General features: G+C 62.0%; 13 protein-coding genes. 7 read left to right on the top strand and 6 right to left on the bottom strand.

Annotation, left to right across the window (positions count from 1 at the left end):
- The first annotated feature begins 404 nt into the window (after positions 1–404).
- Complete coding sequence (locus SIN04_RS07570) at positions 405–7,895, top strand: type I polyketide synthase (protein WP_134487995.1); 7,491 nt, start codon at positions 405–407, stop codon at positions 7,893–7,895.
- A gap of 84 nt (positions 7,896–7,979) precedes the next feature.
- Positions 7,980–9,272: a glycosyltransferase family 4 protein gene (locus SIN04_RS07575; protein WP_134487997.1), complete on the top strand. Its 1,293-nt coding sequence runs from the start codon at positions 7,980–7,982 to the stop codon at positions 9,270–9,272.
- Here SIN04_RS07575 and SIN04_RS07580 read toward each other — a convergent pair.
- Positions 9,233–10,045 (bottom strand): CDP-alcohol phosphatidyltransferase family protein, encoded by an 813-nt coding sequence (locus SIN04_RS07580; protein ID WP_244605708.1) that lies wholly within the window; start codon positions 10,043–10,045, stop codon positions 9,233–9,235. The two genes, SIN04_RS07575 and SIN04_RS07580, sit on opposite strands and share 40 nt — an antisense overlap.
- 135 nt (positions 10,046–10,180) lie before the next feature.
- On the opposite strand from SIN04_RS07580, the gene SIN04_RS07585 reads away from it, so the two are divergent.
- The gene (locus SIN04_RS07585; protein WP_134487999.1) at positions 10,181–11,368 is read left to right on the top strand and encodes a glycosyltransferase; all 1,188 of its coding nucleotides are present in this window, start codon (positions 10,181–10,183) and stop codon (positions 11,366–11,368) included.
- A gap of 21 nt (positions 11,369–11,389) precedes the next feature.
- Here SIN04_RS07585 and SIN04_RS07590 read toward each other — a convergent pair whose 3' ends face one another.
- Positions 11,390–12,790 carry an aminotransferase class I/II-fold pyridoxal phosphate-dependent enzyme gene (locus SIN04_RS07590; RefSeq protein ID WP_134488001.1) on the bottom strand — a complete coding sequence of 467 codons (1,401 nt, stop codon included), beginning with the start codon at positions 12,788–12,790 and terminating at the stop codon, positions 11,390–11,392.
- 124 nt (positions 12,791–12,914) lie between these two features.
- Between SIN04_RS07590 and SIN04_RS07595 the strand changes: the two genes are divergently transcribed.
- On the top strand, positions 12,915–13,868 hold the full coding sequence (locus SIN04_RS07595) for a class I SAM-dependent methyltransferase (protein ID WP_341264338.1): 954 nt from the start codon (positions 12,915–12,917) through the stop codon (positions 13,866–13,868).
- Positions 13,869–13,905: 37 nt separating this feature from the next.
- On the opposite strand, the gene SIN04_RS07600 is transcribed toward SIN04_RS07595, so the two are convergent.
- Positions 13,906–14,271 (bottom strand): DUF6481 family protein, encoded by a 366-nt coding sequence (locus SIN04_RS07600; protein ID WP_134488003.1) that lies wholly within the window; start codon positions 14,269–14,271, stop codon positions 13,906–13,908.
- A gap of 240 nt (positions 14,272–14,511) precedes the next feature.
- Here SIN04_RS07600 and minC point away from each other — a divergent pair, with 240 nt between their 5' ends.
- The 3 genes from minC to minE all read left to right on the top strand — a co-directional run bounded on the left by minC (position 14,512) and on the right by minE (position 16,522).
- Positions 14,512–15,267, top strand: a complete 756-nt coding sequence (gene minC, locus SIN04_RS07605) for a septum site-determining protein MinC (protein WP_134488005.1) — start codon at positions 14,512–14,514, stop codon at positions 15,265–15,267.
- A 107-nt stretch (positions 15,268–15,374) separates the two neighbouring features.
- On the top strand, positions 15,375–16,190 hold the full coding sequence (gene minD / locus SIN04_RS07610; protein WP_134488007.1) for a septum site-determining protein MinD: 816 nt from the start codon (positions 15,375–15,377) through the stop codon (positions 16,188–16,190).
- Positions 16,187–16,522: a cell division topological specificity factor MinE gene (gene minE / locus SIN04_RS07615; protein WP_134488009.1), complete on the top strand. Its 336-nt coding sequence runs from the start codon at positions 16,187–16,189 to the stop codon at positions 16,520–16,522. Before minD ends, minE begins: the two co-directional genes overlap by 4 nt.
- Before the next feature lie 88 nt (positions 16,523–16,610).
- On the opposite strand, the gene SIN04_RS07620 is transcribed toward minE, so the two are convergent.
- The 3 genes from SIN04_RS07620 to SIN04_RS07630 all read right to left on the bottom strand — a co-directional run bounded on the left by SIN04_RS07620 (position 16,611) and on the right by SIN04_RS07630 (position 19,679).
- Positions 16,611–17,144: a rhodanese-like domain-containing protein gene (locus tag SIN04_RS07620; RefSeq protein ID WP_166795873.1), complete on the bottom strand. Its 534-nt coding sequence runs from the start codon at positions 17,142–17,144 to the stop codon at positions 16,611–16,613.
- A gap of 49 nt (positions 17,145–17,193) precedes the next feature.
- A complete protein-coding gene (locus SIN04_RS07625) occupies positions 17,194–18,108 on the bottom strand; it encodes a quinoprotein relay system zinc metallohydrolase 2 (protein WP_134492344.1) in 915 nt (304 codons plus the stop codon).
- Positions 18,109–18,239: 131 nt separating this feature from the next.
- Entirely contained in the window at positions 18,240–19,679 is a 1,440-nt protein-coding gene (locus tag SIN04_RS07630) for a short-chain fatty acid transporter (protein WP_134488013.1), read from the bottom strand.
- Positions 19,680–19,694 lie beyond the last annotated feature (15 nt).

The raw sequence follows: 19,694 nt of genomic DNA on the forward strand, positions 1-19,694 counted from the left end.
GATTTTTCCTATGCTGCACGCTTCTGTCCTGATCGGATATGACAACGTGATCTGCGCCTTTCAGATTGACTGGCCAACTGAATTTCTGATCTGCTCCAGGACGCTTTATCGGCTTGTCGCATGAACCTTGCATAACACTGATAATAGATGATGAATCGCCCTTTGTCTCCCGACTCCTTCCCTCTCTCCGGGATCAAACCACTATAACCATCAAAGCCGGCGCTAAAGTGATAATCAAGCTCGTTGGTAAGCCCGGAATTTGTCCTTTCTTTGCCCTTGACGCTTGCAGAGTCACTGGGGCAAAAAGGTTATTATTGCAGATCATCGCACCTTTAATTCCATGTATGCTCTCCTGAAGAGCTTCGCTCGGCCCGAGAAGGGCGTATTGGAGTCTGGCAGCATTTATGAGAAATCGCGAGGGCGACCGACTGACGCCAACGGTGGAACACGACGCGGAAGTCGCAATCATAGGACGTTCCTGCAGACTTCCGGGCGCTAATTCTCCTGAGACACTTTGGGATTTGCTGTCCTCGGGACGATGCGCCATATCGCAAGTGCCGGCTGACCGATGGTCGCTAGAGCGGCTTGGCCATCCAAAGCCCAAGGAGCGCGGGCGCAGCTATACTTGGGCGGCGGGAATTCTCGATGATCCATGGGGCTTCGATCCAGCGGTCTTCGGCATTTCGCCGCGCGAAGCCGAACAGATGGACCCGCAGCAAAGGCTCCTCCTCGAACTCGCGTTCGAAGCGATCGAGGATGCTGGAATCGCGCCATCCTCGCTCGCCGGCACGCACACAGGCGTGTTCATCGGTGGTTCCTCGCTCGACTACGGCAATCTGCGGCTGCACGATCCGGCGGCGGCTGACGCCTATTTCGCGACCGGCAATACGCTGGCCGTGCTCTCGAATCGCATCTCCTACGTGTTCGACCTGCATGGGCCGAGCTTTACCATCGACACCGCTTGCTCGTCCTCGCTCGTCGCTCTCGACGCCGCGGTCGCCGCCATCCGGAGCGGCTCGATCGATACGGCCATTGTCGGCGGCGCCAATGCGCTGGTCAGTCCTTTCGGCTTCATCAGCTTTTCGCAAGCCACAATGCTGTCGCCGACAGGTCTCTGCCGCGCCTTTTCGGCAAAGGCTGACGGCTATGTGCGCGCGGAAGGCGGCGTCGTTCTCGTCCTGCGCGCTCTTCGCCGTGCACGCGTTGAAGGCGATCGGCCGCACGCCCTGATCGTCGCCTCGGGCGTCAATTCCGACGGGCGCACGAGCGGCATTTCACTGCCTTCGAAAAAGCATCAGAGCGCCCTGCTCGATCGTGTCTACGAAGACGCTGGCGTCGATCCGGACGACGTCGCCTTCGTCGAAGCGCATGGCACCGGGACGCGGGTCGGCGACCCTGTCGAGGCCGGCGCGATCGGCGACGTCCTCGGGCGACGGCGACGCCAGCCGCTGCCGATCGGATCGATCAAGAGCAATATTGGCCACATCGAGCCGGCCTCCGGTCTCGCCGGCGTGATGAAAGCCATGCTGGCGCTGGAGCATGACGAATTGCCGCGTTCGCTCCATTGCAGCGAACTCAATCCAGACATCGCCTTTGATGACCTCAACCTCTCCGTCAGCGTCGAACCCGTCGCGCTGGCCCGCGATGGCCGCCCTCGTTACGCCGGCGTCAGCTCGTTCGGCTTTGGCGGCACCAACGCGCATGTCATCCTCTCCGACGCGGCTCCCGTTCTGACTCGCGGCGCGCCCGCCAAGGCGCCACAGTTCCTTTTCCTGTCGGCACAGTCCGAAAGCGCTCTCGCAGAACTCGCCCGGAACTATTCGATCCGGCTCGCCGGCGTTGGACCGAATTCTTTTCAACGAATCGTCGCCGCGACGGGGCATCGGCGCGAACGTCACGCCGAGGGGCTCGTCATTCCTCTCGGGGCGCCGAAAGCCGTCATCCAGGCGCTTGATGCGGCGGCGGAACAGGCTGACAATTCACGGCAACTGGCCTCGCCGCATATCGTCCTGGGGTCGGCGATCGAACAAGACGCGCCCGTCGCTTTCGTCTTTTCCGGCAATGGCAGTCAGTGGCCTGGCATGGGCCAACACGCCTACGAGGCAAACGCCGCGTTTCGCGATCGCTTCAACGCCATCGACGCCCTGTTCCAACCATTGTCCGGCTGGTCGCTCGCGGCGATGATGTTCGATGCCAATATCGCAATGCATCTCGCGCGAACGAGCATCGCGCAGCCTCTGGTTTTCGCGATCCAGGCGGCGACGGCTCATTGCCTGACCGGCCTGGGTTTGCGTCCGGCGATGACGCTTGGGCACAGCATGGGCGAAGTCGCCGCCGCCGAGGCCGCCGGCATCCTCGACCTCGCCAGCGCCGTCAGTGTGATCTATTACCGCAGCCATCATCAAGAGCTGGTCCGGGACGCCGGCGGCCTCGCCGTCTTGTTCGGCCCGAGGGACGCCGCCGAAGCATTGGTGGCGGAAATTCCCGAACTCGTCATCGCCGCGCATAATTCGCCGCGGAACTTCACAATTTCAGGCCCTTTTGACGCTCTGGAACAATTGGCGAGGGCGAGCCGCGCTTATAAGGCGCGCGTGCGGCGTCTCGACCTCGTCTATCCGTTTCACAGCGACCTCATGGGCCCCGTCGAGGCGCCGCTTTATGACGACCTCGCGACACTGGCGCCAATGCGGAGCCGCGTGACTTTCATTTCCACGGTCGAAGCTGATGTCCTGGCCGGCCCCGAACTCGACGCGCTGTACTGGTGGCGGAACGTTCGCGAACCGGTTCAGTTCAAGGAGGGAATCGAACGCGCCGCTCATTTGGGCGCCCGGATCTTCGTCAAGATCGGGCCCGGCGCGACCCTCATCGCCGACATCAAGGAAACCGCGGACAATATCGGAGCGACGATCGCCGCTTTTCCGGTGCATCAGCAAAAGCCGCTTGGGGATGATCCCTTCCGGCGCGCGGTCGCCGAGGCGCTGACCCGCGGCGCGGCGATCGACAAGGCCGTCGCATTTGGCGATGATCCAGGACCCGTGGACAATCTGCCAGCCTATCCGTGGCAGCGAAGAATCTGCCGGCTGGGCGAGACCACCGAAACCTCGGGACTGCTCAGCGTGCGCGCCTGGCATCCCTTGATCGGAGCCCGTTTGGCCGCTGATGCGCTGGAGTGGCACGCGCAGGTCGATCCGCTGTTGATCCCGGCCCTGGCCGATCATCGAATCGACGGCCAAATCTTGCTGCCGGGCGCAGCCTTCGCTGAAATGGCGCTCGCCGTGGCTTCGGATTGGCTTGGCTCGAAAACCGTCACGATCGAGGATGTTGAAATCCTCCAGCCGATGATCTTCTCGGCCAATGTCTCGCGCCAAATCGTCTGCCGCGCGGCGCCGATCGCTGGGACAATCGAAATCATGAGCCGTCCGCGGCTCAGCAATACGCCCTTTGTGCTCCACGCGAGGGCCAAAGTCGTACACAGGCCGGGGCCGACACTGCGCTTCCCGGTCCACGATTTGCCGACGATTCCGAAACGGCGGGAAAAAACTGTTTCAGGGCTAGAGCTTTACGCCAAGGCGCAGCAGTCCGGGCTCGAATTCGGCCCTGCCTTTCGCCAGGTCGCCTCCGCCGCCCGTGAGGGCAAGGCGGGAATTATTGTCAATCTGCGGTCTACGCAGGCAGATCCTCGCTACGGTCTGGATCCCGCACGCCTCGACTCATGCTTTCACGGTCTCATACTCCTCTTCGCGGATGTGACGGGGACGGCGCGCGCGCCTGCCTATTTGCCGGTGCGGTTCGGCGAAATCAGACTTGAGCGCCCGGGCGAAGCCATTGCGCAGGCGCATATTGATATAAAGCGCTGCGACGAACGAGCGATCGTTGCAGATTTTACCCTGCTCGACGCGGACGGAGAACTCATCGCAAAGCTGCGGGATGCGCGCTATCAGGCCGTGCGCGCGGCGCTCCGTGGCGATCTCGCCAACCATGCGGTGGCGCAATCCCTGACGCTCGCGGAAGAACCGACCGCGAGCCGGCGCGACGCATGCCTGACGCCCGATGTTTTGGCTCGGGCGGGGGCGCGCGAAACGGCGAACGCCGCCGCCAGTTCACTGCCCGCCGACCTCGTGCTGATCGAAGGCTGGGCGACGGCGGCCGCCTACCGCCTCGCTTCCAGGCTGGCGACCGGCAACAGAATCGCGCCAAAGCAGTTGATCTCCGCCGGCCGTTTTCCTCCAGCGCATGGCGGATGGCTGATCACTCTGCTGAAGGCCCTCGCGGACAGCGGCCTCGCTGAGCCGGACGGCGAGGCCTATCTTCTCGCCGGAGACCTCGATCTGCCTGATCCCGAGGAGATCCTGCAAAGTTTCGCCGCAGATCACCCGAGGCGATCGGCTGAGCTTCTGCTCGCCGCGCGCACGGGAGCCGCGATGGAGGCTCTGTCCCACAGTGACGCTGCGATTGGTTCGCTGAGCGAATCAGCGATCGAATCCTTTGAAATCGGTTCGCTCGCAGTCGTCGCCGCCGCCGATCTTCTCGCTGATCTGTTGCACCGATCCTCCGAGCATTGGCCGCGCGATCGGGCCCTGCGCATTCTCCAGATCGGGCATGGGCCTTTGTCTTCCCATTCGGTCGGGCTGGCGTTGCGCCATGACGCGCGCCTCACCATTTTCGAACCGGATCAAGCCCGGCTCGAGCGCGCGAGACTGGCCTTTTCCCGCGATGCGCGCATCGCCTTCCTCGACAATCTCGAAGCCATCCAAAGCGGCGGATTTGATCTCGTCATCGCGGCGGACGCGCTGCATCGCATCGCTCCGCAAAAAATCCCGTTGGCGCGCATCGTCGAAACCATTGCGTCAGAAGGCCTGATCGCCGCGATCGAGCCTGAGGCGTCGCTCTTCCGCGACCTCGTGTTTGGACTTGATCGCGAATGGCCTGCCGAATCTGGCCAAAGCGGCTGCGTTCTCTCCGCGTCCGACTGGTCCGGCGCGCTGAGATCGGCGGGTCTTCACGCTCTCCTCGCCGAGCCCATCATGACAAAGGCAGGTCCGGCTCTTCTCGTCGCCGGGCAAAAGCCGAAGGCCGCCGCAAAGGGCAACCGGCTCGCCAAAGCGCTCATCATCCGCGATGGCGATTCCCGAACGATCGAAGTCGTAGCTGCTCTCGCCGACCGGCTCCACGCCGGGGGCGCCGATTGCCGCGTGGAAGACACGGACGCGCTCCATCGCGACGGACCTTTTGAGGCGGTGGTCTGTCTCTCCGGCCCGGCGTCAGCGGGGCAAAGCTCGGTCGAGCATCTTGCTGCGCGCTGTCTGTCATTGAAAGCGGCGGCCGAACATCTCGGCAAACAAAGAACGCAATTCTGGATCATCACGCACGGCGCACTCCGGGTCGATGAAGATGCGCCCGCATCCGAGGCTGGCGTTTGGGCCTTCGCGCGGACCTTAGCGAACGAGTTTCAGGGGCTCGTCGTGCGTCGTGTCGATGTTGCGCCGGGACTTCCTCCGGCGATCGAGGCTGAGCGTCTCGCGGAGATCATCGTTTCGGGGACCGCCGAAACCGACATCGTCGTCGATGCGCGTTCGACCCGCGTGGCGCGGCTGCGCGCGCAAGACGGCGGCGAGGCGCCTGACTTTGGATCGCCCGCGACGGCAAGCCGGCTTGAAAAGGGCGAGGGCAGCGGGCTTGACCGAATCCGCTGGACGCCGATCGAACGCCAGCCTCCGGCGCCGGGAGAAATCGAAATCGCCGTCGCTGCGAGCGGCCTCAACTTCCGCGACGTGATGTGGGGGCTTTCCATCCTGCCCGACGAGATGCTGGAGGAAGGCTTCGCCGGCCCGACGCTCGGCCTTGAATGCGCCGGGCATGTCGTCGCTGTTGGACAGGGAGTCGACAGATTCAAGACCGGCGACGAGGTCGTCGCCTTCGCAGGGGGGGCCTTTGCCAGCCACGTCACCGTCAATGCCAATATGGCGGCGCTGATTCCCGAAGGCCTGCCGCTCGAAGCGGCGACCACCATTCCAGTCGCTTTTCTGACCGCTTATTACGCTCTCGTCACCTGCGCGCGCCTTGCGCCCGGCGAATGGGTGCTGATCCACGGCGGCGCCGGCGGGGTCGGTCTCGCCGCCTTGCAGATCGCCCGTTGGCGCGGCGCGCGCGCGATCGCGACTGCGGGATCCTTGGAAAAGCGCGATCTTGTCAGGACGCTCGGCGCCGAACATGTCTTTGACGGGCGCTCGGGAAACTTCGTCGATGACGTGCGCCGCGTCACCGGCGGCGGCGGCGTCGCGGTTGTTTTGAACAGTCTTTCGGGCGAAGCGATGGAGCGCAGCATCGGCCTCCTCGAACCATTCGGCCGCTTCGTTGAGCTCGGCAAGCGCGACTATCTCGCTAATACCCACATTGGCCTGCGCCCTTTCCGCAAGAATCTCGCTTATTTCGGCGTTGATCTCGACCATTTGATCCTCGCTCAGGCCGAAAAGGGGCATCAGCTTTTCGAGGAGGTGATGCGCCGCTTCGCGGAGGGCGAATTCTCAGCCCTGCCCTATCGCAGCTTTCCCGCGCGCGAATTTATCGACGCCATGCGGCTCATGCAGCAATCAGGACATATCGGCAAGATCGTCATCACGCCGCCAAAGCCGGGCGAAATTCATGTGGCGCCATTGAACCGTTTCGAGGTGGCGCGCGACAAAACGCATCTCATCACGGGCGGCTTCGGCGGCTTCGGCCTTGCGACCGCGCGTTGGCTCGTCGAGCGCGGCGCGCGCCATCTCGCCCTCGTTGGGCGCAGCGGCGCGAACAGCCCCGAGGCGCGCGAGGCGCTCGCCGATTTCAAGACGGCCGGCGTCAAAGTGCATGTCGCGGCGCTGAATATCGCCGACGCCCGCGCTGCGAAGACCCTGTTCCAGACCATTGCGAAAGAGATGCCGCCTCTTGGCGGCGTCATTCACGCTGCGATGGTGCTGGATGACGCGGTGATCGCCAATCTCGACTCTGAGCGGCTGAAAATTGTACTGACTCCGAAGGTCGCCGGCGCCGAGCATCTTGATCGCCTGACCCGCGATCTGCCGCTTGATTATTTCGTGCTGTTCTCATCGGCGACAACCCTGATCGGCAATCCCGGTCAAGGAGCCTATGTCGCCGCGAACGGCTTTCTCGAGGGGTTGGCGCGGCAACGGCGAGCCGCCGGCAGACCAGCCCTCGCGGTCGCCTGGGGAGGCATCGAAGACGTTGGTCTTCTCGCGCGCAATCGTTCGTTGAAAGAGACGCTGGCGAGCCGCGCCGGAGTCAAAGGCATGAACGCGCGCGATGCGCTCAATCTCATGGGCGAGGCTTTGTCGCGTCCGAACCGGAGCGCCGACGAAGCCGTTCTGGTCATCGCCGAAATGAACTGGACGACTGCGCGAACTCATCTGCCGCTTTTGTCTTCGCCGACCTATGCCGAACTTATTCGCGAAGACGCCGCGGCTGAAGCCGACAAGCGCGAGAGGATCGACGTGGCGGCTCTCATCGCAACGCGCGCGCCGGAAGATGTCCGTAAAACCATCGTCGACGTGATCGTTGAAGAGATCGCGCATATCCTTCGATTGCCGGTCGAGAATTTGAACCGCAGCAAGCCGCTGTCGGAAATCGGCCTTGACTCGCTGATGGCCGTCGAACTTGGCGTCAGCCTCGAAGAGCGCCTGTCGCTCGAGGCGCCGCTGTCGACGTCGGCAAGCGGCTTCAATGTCGGGGAACTCGCAGACCATATTCTCGGTCTTTGCGTCAACGCGACGAGCGAAGAGGCTTCGATTGCGCAAAATCTCGCGGATAAACATCTCGGCAAAGGCGTCGCCGACAAAATGGCGCCGCTCACCGCCCTTGTTGAAGAGAAGAGCCGCGATCTGACGCAAATCCTGCGGTAGCTCAAAGGCGCGGGGAAGGCTTCGATTCGCTCGTAGCTTTTGCATGATCGCGCCTTTCTCGCCGCCGCCCTTCGAGGCTCGCCAATGGACTGCCCGGTTGCCTATGACATCACAAGACTGGCGACGCGTGTTCTGAACCGCACGCCGAACGGCATAGACCGCATCGATTCCGCCTTTGCGCGTCGTTTGCTTGGTTCGGCGACTGCCGGTCATCTGGCGATGATGATGACGCTACAGGGACCGCGCATCATCTCTGGCGCCGCAGCCGCCGATGTCGTGAACGGAATTTTCCTCCATTGGGGCGAAGACGAGGCTCCCGGGGAAGATGAAAGCTATCGCCGCATCGTTAACTGGCTCTCCGGCGAGACAAGCTCATTCAAAGCCGCTCAGCGCGTCGCGCGCGGGCGGAGCGGGCAAGCCTCGGGCGTCGCGCGCTGGATCAGACAACACGGATTCCCGATCGGGCAGTCGCCTGTCGCCGCCCTGCCCAAAGGCGCGCGTTACCTCAACGTCAGCCAGTTTCCGCTCTGGATTCCGAGCTATTTCCGCTGGCTGAAACAACGTCCCGACGTCAAGGGCGTCTTCTTCATTCATGATCTGCTGCCGATCGAGCACCCAGAATATTTCCGTAAAGCCGAGTATGATCGTCATTTGCGCCGACTCGTTAATCTGGCTGAGTTCGGAGCCGCGGCCATCGTCACGACGCAGGTGGTGAAGGAGGCTCTCGAGGCTCATCTTGCGCCACTCGGCCGCAAGGATATGCCCATCCTCGTTGCTCCGATCCCGGCGGCGCCGATCTTTTCCGATCGCCGGGCCGCGTCTTCGGAACTGACGGACAGTCCCTATTTCGTCGCCTGCGGCACGATCGAGCCGCGCAAGAACCATCTTCTCTTACTGCATGTCTGGCGCGAACTCGTGCGGCGCGGCGGCGCTTCAGCCCCCAAGCTGGTTCTGATCGGCGCCCGCGGATGGGAAAACGAGAATGTCGTCGACCTGCTGGAGCGCTGTCACGCGATCGGCAATCACGTCATCGAGGTTTCTGGGCTTTCGACGCCAGGCCTGAAGGCGCTGATGGGTGGGGCGCGAGCGCTGCTCATGCCGTCATTTGCGGAAGGATATGGGTTGCCCATCGCCGAGGCGCTCGCCGTGGGAACGCCGGTCATCGCCTCGGACATTGCAGCCTTCGAGGAAAGCGGCGCAGGCCGCATCACGGCGCTGAGCCCGATCGACGGCGAAAAATGGCTGGAGACGATCCGCGCCTTCGCCTCCCCTAATTCTCCCGAGCGCGCAGCCGCGAAGGCGCAGACCGATCGATTCGAGGCGCCGAGCTGGAGCGGCTATTTTGCCAAGGCCGAAGCGTTCCTTTCGGATCTGTAAGGATCGTGAGTGTGGATGAATGTTTTGCTTTCGAGCGCACACGCGTCCTCACCACGCAGCCGCTTTGCGATTTTCAGCGTATTGACGACGAACAGAGACACGAACACGACGCCGACGAGGCAAAAAACGAGATCATAGGCCGAGAATGTCTGACCCAAGACCGCGATCTTCGAAGGGCCCGATAGATACATCCAGAAATTGATGAGGATGAGGCCAACGCGGAGTTCGGTCGGTCCAAGCGCCAGGAAAGACAATTGGAAGCTGCCCGAAACGTGATTGTACAAAAAGACGTACATGCACAGCAGAAAATAACCAATGAGGACGAACAGCGCGACATCGAGGCGCATATAGGCCGAAAAACCCAAGCCGCCCAGAATCACCAGATTGCACAGGGCGTCGACGGTATGATCGAGAAAATAGCCGTAGCGCGGTCTCTCGATTCGCCTGAAGCGGGCAAGGCTTCCATCGAGCGAATCGCCGAACCAGTGGATGAAAAATCCCAGGGTGGCCAGCCAAAAAAAAGCCGGATTGAACCGGCTGCCGACATATCCCGCAAAGACGATTCCGGCCCCGCCGACGCCGAGCGCGGTCAAACGATCCGGCGTCATGAAGCGCGGCATGCGCGCGCAAAGCCAATTCAGAAGCGCACGCTCGCGCCGCGCCAAAATATTGGTCTGAATACGAATCGTGGGTTGCGTCTTGACCCTTGATGCGGTCTCCTGACCAAGACCGTTTGATATGGTCTCCTGACCAAAACTGATGGTATGCGTCAAAGTCTCGCCCCCGACTTACGCTCTACTCGAAGTAATCCGTTCATTCATAAGCAATGATCGCAGCACCACCCCCGGCTACCAAGCCTCCATTTCGAGTCTGAGTAAAATAGTCAGGCACTGTGTCAAAAAAGCGCCATGTCCTTAGCTGTCCCCACTATTTTGATTATCTGGATCATCATCGAGGTGATAAGCACGCTCTCTGCGTGGCGCTACACCTGGGGATTGCCGCGGGCGGAGGTCCCGGGCAGGACCCCTCCCGTGGCGGTCATCGTCGCCATCAAAAACCGGTCGGCCTTGACCGAGGATTTTCTCCAGCGTCTGCGCGCTCAGGATTATCCCGACTACCGCATTGTCGCGGCGGTTGAATCAGGCGACGATCCGGCCTTCGCCTTGCTGACCGAGGCGGCCCGCAAGCCCGGCGCGAATCTGGCCACCGTCATCGCAGGTCCCGTTGAGCACGGCGGCCAAAAGGTGTGGAATCTCCTCGCGGCTCTGAAGGCGATCCGAAGCGAGGACGAGATCATCGTGTTTACCGACGCCGATACGCTGCCCGCTCCCGAATGGCTGGCGCGGCTCGTCTCGGCGCTGATCGACGCCGGCTATGACTCGGTGACCGGCTACCGCTGGATGATTCCAACGGATGGGCGGATCAGTTCGGCAGTCGTCGCGGCGGCGAACGCCTCGATCGTCACCCTGCCGCGCATTCCGGACGTCATCAATTTGTGTTGGGGCGGCGCCACGGCGGTCCGTCGCGAGACGCTGGAGCAGATCGACATAGCGGCCTATTGGCGAGGCGCGATCAGCGACGATCTGCAGATGACGCGCGCGCTCAACGCGGCCGGCCGCGCCATTTTTTCACCGCGCCAGAGCCTCCTTCTGTCGCCGATTGCAATGGATTGGAAGGAGGCTTTCGCTTTCGGTCAGCGGCAATATCGCCTGATGCTGACGCATGTGCCGATGCTTTGGCTTTTCGCCGCGCTGACCACCGGTCTGCCGATCATCGGCGCCTGTCTCGCCGTCTTCCTCGCGCTTCAAGGGCAGATCGCTGGATTTTTCACGCTGGCTCTATCGGCCGGATTTGGCGAGTTGCGCTATCAGAACCGACGGCGCATCGTCCGCTCGCTCTGGCCGGAAACGCAGGATTGCGACCTTGCGCTCTATTGGCGGGTCGAACGTTTCTTGCGGCCTCTATGGTGGAGTTTTCATTTCGTCTGCATTCTCGGCGCACTTGGATCCAGGCGCCTGCGCTGGGCCGGCATCGACTATCTCGTCCGTAGTCCGCAGGACGTCGTCGTTCTGCGCCGCCGGCGCCCGCCCGCATAGGCTTCGTCAAAGATCCGCTCTTTAGAGCCCTCTGTCGCCCTTGGCCAAGCCCATGATGTTGCGGAAGAAGTCGCTTTCGTCGATTTCCCTGATCGAATCGGCGAGCGCGTCGACGGCAAGATGTATCTGCTCCGGCGTATGTTCGGACGTCAGAAAGAAGCGCAGCCGGGCGGCGCGCTCCGGCACCGCCGGATAGATGATCGGCTGCACATTGACGCCGCGTTCGAAGAGCTTTTGGCTGACCGCCACGGCGGCGACGGAATTTCCCACAAGGATCGGTATGATCGCCCGTCCCGATGAGGCGCCCGCGTCCAATCCGCGAGCCCTCGCGGCCGCGAGAAAGAGCCGGCTCGCCGCGGTGAGGCGCTCGACCCGCTGTGGTTCGCGGCGCAAAATCGAAAGGGCCGTCGCAGAGGCGGCCGCGAGCGGCGGAGACAGACCGACGGAATAGACAAACCCGCCTGACATGCATTTCAGATATTCGACGAGCGCGGTCGACCCCGCAATGAATCCGCCACAGCTGGCGAGAGTCTTCGACAGCGTGCCCATCCATATATCGACGTCGCGCGGATCGGCGCCCGCCTGCTCGAAGAGGCCGTAGCCCCTGTCGCCGAGGACGCCGAGTCCATGCGCCTCATCAACCATCAGCCATGCCTCATGGCGGCGTTTGATCTCGATGAGACGCGGCAAGTCCGGACTGTCGCCGTCCATACTATAGAGACCCTCGACCACGATCAGCACGCGTTCGAACTGGTCGCGCATCGCGGCGAGAAGCGAATCGAGCGCCTCGCAGTCATTGTGCGGGAAGCTCCGTCTTTCGGCGCGCGACAGCGCCGCGCCAAGGACGATGCTGTTATGCGCGAGACTGTCATGCACGATGAGGTCTTTGGGGCCCAAAAGCGCGCCGATCGTCGAGACATTGGCGCCGTGGCCGCTGACGAAAACGACGCAGCTTTCCTGCTGATAATGTTCGGCTAGAGCCTGTTCGAGCGTACGATGCCCGGGGCGTTCGCCGGCGACGACGCGGCTCGCCGAGGCCGACGTTCCAAAGTCGTCGATGGCGGCGTGAGCCGCAGCGCGGACTTCAGGATGCTGGTTCAGCCCGAGATAATCATAGGACGAAAAATTCACGAAGCGGCGGCCGTCCATCACGGTCGTCGCGCCCGCCGCGGTTTCGTGCAGCCTGAAGAAAGGATTGTCGAGGCCGACAACAGCCGCCATAGAGCGCTGGAGCCTCAATTCCTGATAGCCGGGCAGATTTTGGAAGTCCATTAAGCCATCGCGAGCGGTGCGTTCCGGCTCCGCGGATATCGTTGAAGGCTCCTTCGGCCCAGCCGGCTGAGCTCTCAGGCGATTGAGAACGAGCTTATCGAGTCTTTGCCGATCTTCTTCATCAAGGCCCGGCCGTTTACGTGGCTTCATCGTCACATCCTGCGCGTTCCAGAGCTTAGCCTCAATAGCCGATCACCCGTCAAACGTCCATTTCCAGAGCGCGGCGCGCCTGATAGGGTCCGGCACGCCCGCATCGCACCCATCCGGCAATCTGTTGACCATTTCTGAAGCGCCAAGCGACCATCCGCCCTGTCCCATCACCGGCGATCCCGCGACGGAGCTTGTCCAGATCGTCAGTTGCGGCTTCCTGGCGCGCCTTTGGGAGATCGAATTCAAGGTCAATGCGCGCCCGAGCTTTGGCGGAGCGACGCATCTTTCCTTGTGGCGCTCGCCCACTGGCTTGCTGTTCTTTTCGCCGGCGTTGGTCGGCGATGCGGAATTCTACCACGGGTTCTACAGAACCCTCGGCCCCAAATTATTTCCACGCGAAGATCGCCCGCGCAGCGAATTTCTTCTTGCCGCAGCTTATATCGAGGCAGGCGCGCGCGTTCTCGACGTCGGCTGCGGCTATGGCGGATTTCGCCCGTTTGTCACCCATGCGAATTATTTTGGCCTTGACCCGCATTTCGTCGGCGCCGCCGACGCTGATTGGGCTTGCGCGCAGACTCTCGCCGAGCATCTCGCCGGCAACACCGCGTCCTATGATGCGGTCTGCGCGTTTCAGGTCATCGAGCATGTCGAAAAGCCCGCGCAGATCTTCGCCGAAATGGCGGCGGCGGCAAAGCCCGGCGGCAGGGTCATCGTCGGCGTTCCACATGTGCCGTCGGCGATGGCGCGCATTCCTAATTTTCTTCTCAACGCGCCGCCGCACCATCTGACCTGGTGGAGCGAGGGCGCCTTACGCGCCCTGGCGCAAAGCCAGGGACTCATTGTGGAAACGATCCGGCATGTCGCATGGTCGAAAATGGACAGCCTCGTCTATTGGATCGAACGCTGCTCGCCGGTGCGCTGCAAGGACATCTATTTCAAACCGGCCTGGTCCTGGCACGCCTCCGCCTTAATGGGCTTCGCACTCGGTTCCGTCATGGACAGGCTGTTTGGACCTCCACGGCGAACGCGGGACGAGGGCAGCGGCCTCCTTCTCGTCGCGCGAAAGCCGGGCGGCTAAACTTCCGCAGCGACCCCGCCAATCAAAAATAAGGCGCCTATTTGCGCGCCTTACGGGCCGCATAGCGGGCGTCGCGCGCCTTCTTGCGTTCGATCTCGAGCGCCGCGGCGCGTTCGGCCTCTGCCGCCGCCTCCAATGCGCGAGCCTCCTCTTCCGCCTTCAGGGCCGCGTCGCGCTCGGCCTTTTCCACAGCCTCGCGGGCTCGCCTTTCTTCCTCGGCGGCCTTGCGCTCCAACGCCCGGGCGTCGCGCGCGGCGATAATTTCCCGCCGGGCCGCCTCACGCTTTGCAACGGTTTCCTCATCGACTTCAGTCTTGGCGCGGAATTTCTCCAATAACGCCTTCTTTGCGCTCGCTGCATTGCTGAGGCGGTCGCCAAATTTGTCTATCTTAAACGCGCACATCGAATATGCCTTTTACAACTTTCCGATTCGAGGAAATCAACCGTACCCGCTGCCTAACCGCGCAAGGAGCCTTTGTCACGAATTCAAATGGGTTTTCGCTCGCCCTCAGGGCGTTCGGTTCGCCCTTTTGGCCATTAAAGCTCTGATAATCGCCGATGCGGGACGCCGAAAGCCCAAGATTTAACGGGTCATTAACCATACGTTGCGTAAATCAACATAGCAAAATCTCGAGGCGCCCACGTGACTGCCGCAGCCCGTCCACGACATTCAATCCGCTTCCACAGCCGCTCGTTCCACGCCATGGCGCTCGCGCCTCAAGCGCCCTTGACGGACTGGCTCGCCGAACTCGACGCCTGGGTCGAGCGCTCGCCCGGTTTTTTCGTCGGTCGGCCGATCGTGCTCGACCTTTCCAATCTTGAGCTCGGCAAGGCCGAGGTTGTCGATCTCACCAAAAGCCTGTTTGAACGCAACATTCAGATCATGGGAATTGAAGGCGGCGATCCGACCTGGCGCGAATACGGAATGCCGCCGCCATTTGTGAGCGGCGGACGCTACGTCAATGAAACCCCAAGATCGACGGTGGATACAATCGCCAAGATCATCGACGGGGGCGAATCGCCGGACGACGCCAAGGCGCAGGAGGTCACTGCCGCGCCGGCGCCGCAGCGCTCGAATGCGCTATTGCTCGAAACCCCTTTGCGCTCGGGCCAATATATCGAGCATCTCGACGGCGACGTTATCGTCGTCGGCTCCGTCGCCTCTGGAGCCGAGATCGTCGCGGGCGGATCCATTCACGTCTATGGCGCGCTGCGCGGACGGGCGATCGCAGGCGCCGGCCATCCGCGCGCGCGCATCTTCTGCCGCAAGCTCGAAGCGGAATTGCTTGCGATCGATGGTCTCTACATGACCGCCGACGATATGGAGGCGACTCTGCGCGGACGATCCGTTCAGGTCTGGCTCGACGGCGATTCGTTGATGATCACGGCTCAGGACTAGGCCGTTCGCCTCATGTTGGGGCGATCGATGAGTGTTTCAACGCATGATCTGATCCGAAGAGTTTGCGGCTTTTCGGGCTGGCGCGCTTAAGAGGGGAGATGGCACACATGGCCAAAGTTCTGGTCGTTACGTCCGGCAAAGGCGGCGTCGGCAAGACAACGTCGACAGCCGCATTGGGGGTCGCCCTTGCCAAAGGAGGAAAAAACGTCGTTCTCGTCGATTTCGACGTCGGACTGCGCAATCTTGACCTGGTGATGGGCGCCGAGCGCCGCGTCGTCTACGATCTCATCAATGTCGTGCAGGGCGACGCCAAGCTGTCTCAGGCGCTGATCCGCGACAAGCGCATCCCTACGCTCTCCCTGCTGCCCGCCTCGCAAACGCGCGACAAGGACGCCCTGACCGATGAAGGCGTCGCCCGCGTCATCGCCGAGCTCAAGGAAAAATTCGACTGGATCATCTGCGACAGCCCAGCCGGCATCGAACGCGGAGCGACGCTGGCGATGCGGCACGCCGATGTTGCGATCGTCGTGACCAATCCGGAGGTCTCCTCGGTGCGCGACTCAGATCGCATCATCGGCCTACTCGACTCGAAAACCGAGAAGGCCGAAAGAGGCGATCACATGGAAAAGCACCTTCTGCTGACCCGCTACGACGCCGCGCGCGCCGAACGCGGCGAGATGCTGAAGGTCGACGACGTGCTTGAGATTCTCTCGATCCCGCTTCTTGGCATCATACCGGAGAGCGAAGAAGTGCTGCGGGCTTCAAACATCGGCGCGCCGGTGACCCTTAGCGCAACGCCGAGCGCGCCCGCCCGCGCGTATTTCGACGCCGCGCGGCGCCTTAATGGCGAGAGCCTCGAAATGACGGTGCCTAACGACAAAAAGAGTTTCTTCGGCAAGATCTTCGGACGGAGGGCGGCATGAACATTATCAGTTTCTTCAAGCGGCCCACCACCGCCCCGGTTGCGAAGGACCGGCTGAAACTCCTGCTCGCGCATGAACGCGCGGCGGTCGGCGCTTCGGACGTGATCGCTTTGCTGCGTGAAGAGATCATCGCCGTCATCGCCAAGCATTTCCCGGTCGAATCCGACGCCATCACCGTGCGTATGGAGAGCGGCGACGCGATTTCAACGCTCGAAGTCGAGGTGGAGATTCCAACTCCCCTCTGCGTCAACGTCAAGACGAACGCCGAGGAAGCAAAAAAAAAAGCAGAGCTCCAAAAATTAAAGCCCGTCGAGGTGACGGTCGAGGGGTGAAGCGTTCAAGGCGCAGAAAGCTGGCGGCCGCTCAGGCGCGCTAATAAAGGATGACAAAGCCGCGTGCGTAAAGCCCCGCGGCTTCAATTTATGATGCGCTTCCAGCGTCCATTTCGGCTTTCGGCGCGGCCAGCGCATGACCTGCGCCCCGCCAGCCCTCGATCCCGTCCGGATACCAGAACACGCTGCGATAGCCGAGGCTTACAGCTCGTTCGGCGGCGTTCCGGCTCGCCGGATCCTTCGCCTCGCCATAGAACACCAGCGGCTGTCCGGGATCGTCATTCGATAGCGTTTCGAGACGACGCAGGAAGGCGTGACTTTGCGTATCCTTGACATTTGTTGCGCCGGCGCCGGGCATCCAGATGCTGCCCGGAATGTTCAGGTGCGACGCCGGCGCCTTGACGGAAGCAGCGCTGGCGCCCCGGCCCGGGGCCGCGGAGACATCGATCAGAATAACGCTGGACAGAAGCTGCGCCAATTCGTCCGTGTGAATGACGCGCCCGCCAGCGATGCCGGAAGGAGCGGATTGCTGCGCTGCTCCCGTCAGATCTTGCGTGGCGGCTGAGCCAACGCCCGAAAGGCCGAGCATTGAGGCCAGAAGGAGAACGCGGGAACGATGCATCTTTGGCTTCCTTGATCGCATCAGCAGACGGATTTGATGGCGGCGCCAGTCATTGCCATTCCAACTCCTTATAAGCCGCAATCACGTTGCGCTCATTATAATCCTCAAACAGCTTCCAGTTTCCACTTTCGGACTGCGCCGCCTTTTTTTCCGCCTGGTCAATGTCGACGCCGTCGGCGATTGCCTGCTTCACATCGTTCCGCAGCGTCGTCAGATAGCGCTCGATGTCAGCCGCGCCGGCGGGCCAGTCGATGGCGACAGGACCATGACCGGGAACGGCGCGCGGCGCGGCAATTGCTTTGAGGCTCGCGAGTTCTTTCAGCCATCCCTGCAGCGAACCATCGAGCGAGGGCGCACGGTTGACGAAGACGAGATCGGCCGGCAGCAAAATTCCCGTCTTCTGGTCTATCATGCTCAAGTCGCAGGTCGTGTGAGCAGGAGCATGGGCATGCGCGCTGACGATACGGTCGCCGAGATCCAACAGCGCGGTCTCCTTGACCTCGAGCGTCGGCTGCACGATCTGCCCCGCCCGGTCCGCACCGACGATATCAGCCAACACCCCCTGATAATATGCGCCGCGCTGGCGCATCGCTTCAGCCAGCGCGTGATGGCCGACAAAGATCGGTTGATCCTGCAAAAACGCCCCGGCGCCAAAAATGTGATCTGGATGAATGTGGCTCATCACGACATATTTGATCGGCGCCTGCGTCTTTTGCCGGATTGTGGCGCGCAGGTTCTGGCCGTCGATGAGGCTTCCTCCCGGGTCGGTGACGAGCACGCCATCGCGGCCGATGATGAAGCCGATATTGGCGATCGCGTCCTCATTGGAGGATGTGGCGTCTTCATCGACTCCGCGCCGGATGTGAACGCCCTCGCCCACCTCCTGCGTGGCGAAAGGGCCATCGGCGGCGAACGCTGCCCCCGAGCGTCCGGGCAAACAGCAGAGGCAGAAGCCGCCAAGCATAAGCCGGCGGCGCGTCACAGCTTCAAGTCTCACAATAAACCTCCCAATATCGCGCCTTAGGGCGCCGCCTTTTCCGGCAGTTAACGCGACCCGCAACGCGCGGTAAAGAGGCGCCTCAGAGGCCGGATGCGCTACGGAATGACCGGCGGCGCATAGGCCAGCGTGCCCGCGAGCGCCCAGAGCAAAAAGAGCACGATCGGCAAATGAAACGTCAACTGCAACGCTGTGAAGCCGACGACGTCACGGGCCTTGACGCCCAGCACGCCAAGCAGCGGCAACATGAAAAAAGGGTTGATCAGATTTGGCAACGCCTCCGCTGAATTATAGATCTGCACGGCCCAGCCTAGATGAACCTTGAGTTCATTCGCGGCCTGCATGACATAGGGCGCCTCCAGCACCCATTTGCCGCCGCCTGATGGAATGAAGAAACCGAGCGCGGCCGAGTACAGTCCCATGACCACAGGGAATGTCTCTTTCGTGTTGATGCTGGCGAAGAATTCAGCAAGCCGCAGCGCGAGCGAATGTCCCTGGCTTCCCGCGGCGGCCGTCATGATCGCCGTGACGCCGCCGTAGAGGGGAAATTGCATCAATATGCCGACCGTCGCCGGAACAGCCTTCGCCGCCGCGTTGAGAAAGCTCTTCGGGCGCCAATGCAGTAATAGCCCCAACATGAGCAATGCAAAATTATAGGTGTTGAGATTGGAGATCGCCAGGACCGGGTCTTTCGCGGCAAACTCCTGCGCCAGCCAACCGGCCCCTAGCGAAAACAAAAGAACCGTCAGCAGCGGACTATATTCCAGCCATTCGCCGGGCCTCTCGCGCGGGGGAAGCGGCGCCACTCTGGTCGTCACGTCGACGCCCATCATCGCCGCCGTCACCGCGCGCTTTCCGGACGGCGCAGACCAAAAAGCGATCAAGGCCGAAACGATCATCAGCACCCCGAGCATCGCGCCTGACTGCCACAGAAAAATCGTCTGCTTGAATGGAATGACGCCCGTAATCTGCAGTAAGGATTTCGGCATCGCCTCGGCGTTGGCCTGCAATTGCGCGGCTGATGAGCTGAGCCCCAGAGCCCATGTGCAACCAAGGCCGAGATAGGCCGCCGCGCCAGCTGCGCGATAGTCCATTTCGAGGTCGGAGCGCTGCGCCATTGCGCGCGCCAGCAAGCCTCCGAAGATCAGGCTCAGCGCCCAGTTGATCAAGGAAAGCAGCATCGTCACGATGGCGATGAAGGCGATGGCGCTGCGACCGCTCCGCGGCAGGCTCGCGATTTTGTCAATGAGGCGCGCCGCCGGCGGCGAGCTTGCGATAATGTAGCCGCTGATCGCCACCATCACCTGCTGCATTGTGAAAGGAATGAGGCTCCAGAATCCATCGCCGAAGGATCTTGCGACGAGATGAAAGGGCGCGCCGTTGACCATCGCCGCGATCGCAACCACGATGACTGCGATGGCGGCGAATACGAAAGCGTCAGGGAACCATCGCTCCGACCATGCAGCGAAACGCAGCGCGGTGGCGGCGAGAAAAGTCTCCTTGTCGTTGCGCGCCAATAGAGAAGATTCTTGGTCCATGGTTGTCGATCCATT

Origin of the sequence: Methylocella tundrae, from assembly GCF_038024855.1 — a bacterium.
In the GTDB taxonomy this organism is placed as follows: Bacteria; Pseudomonadota; Alphaproteobacteria; order Rhizobiales; family Beijerinckiaceae; genus Methylocapsa; species Methylocapsa tundrae.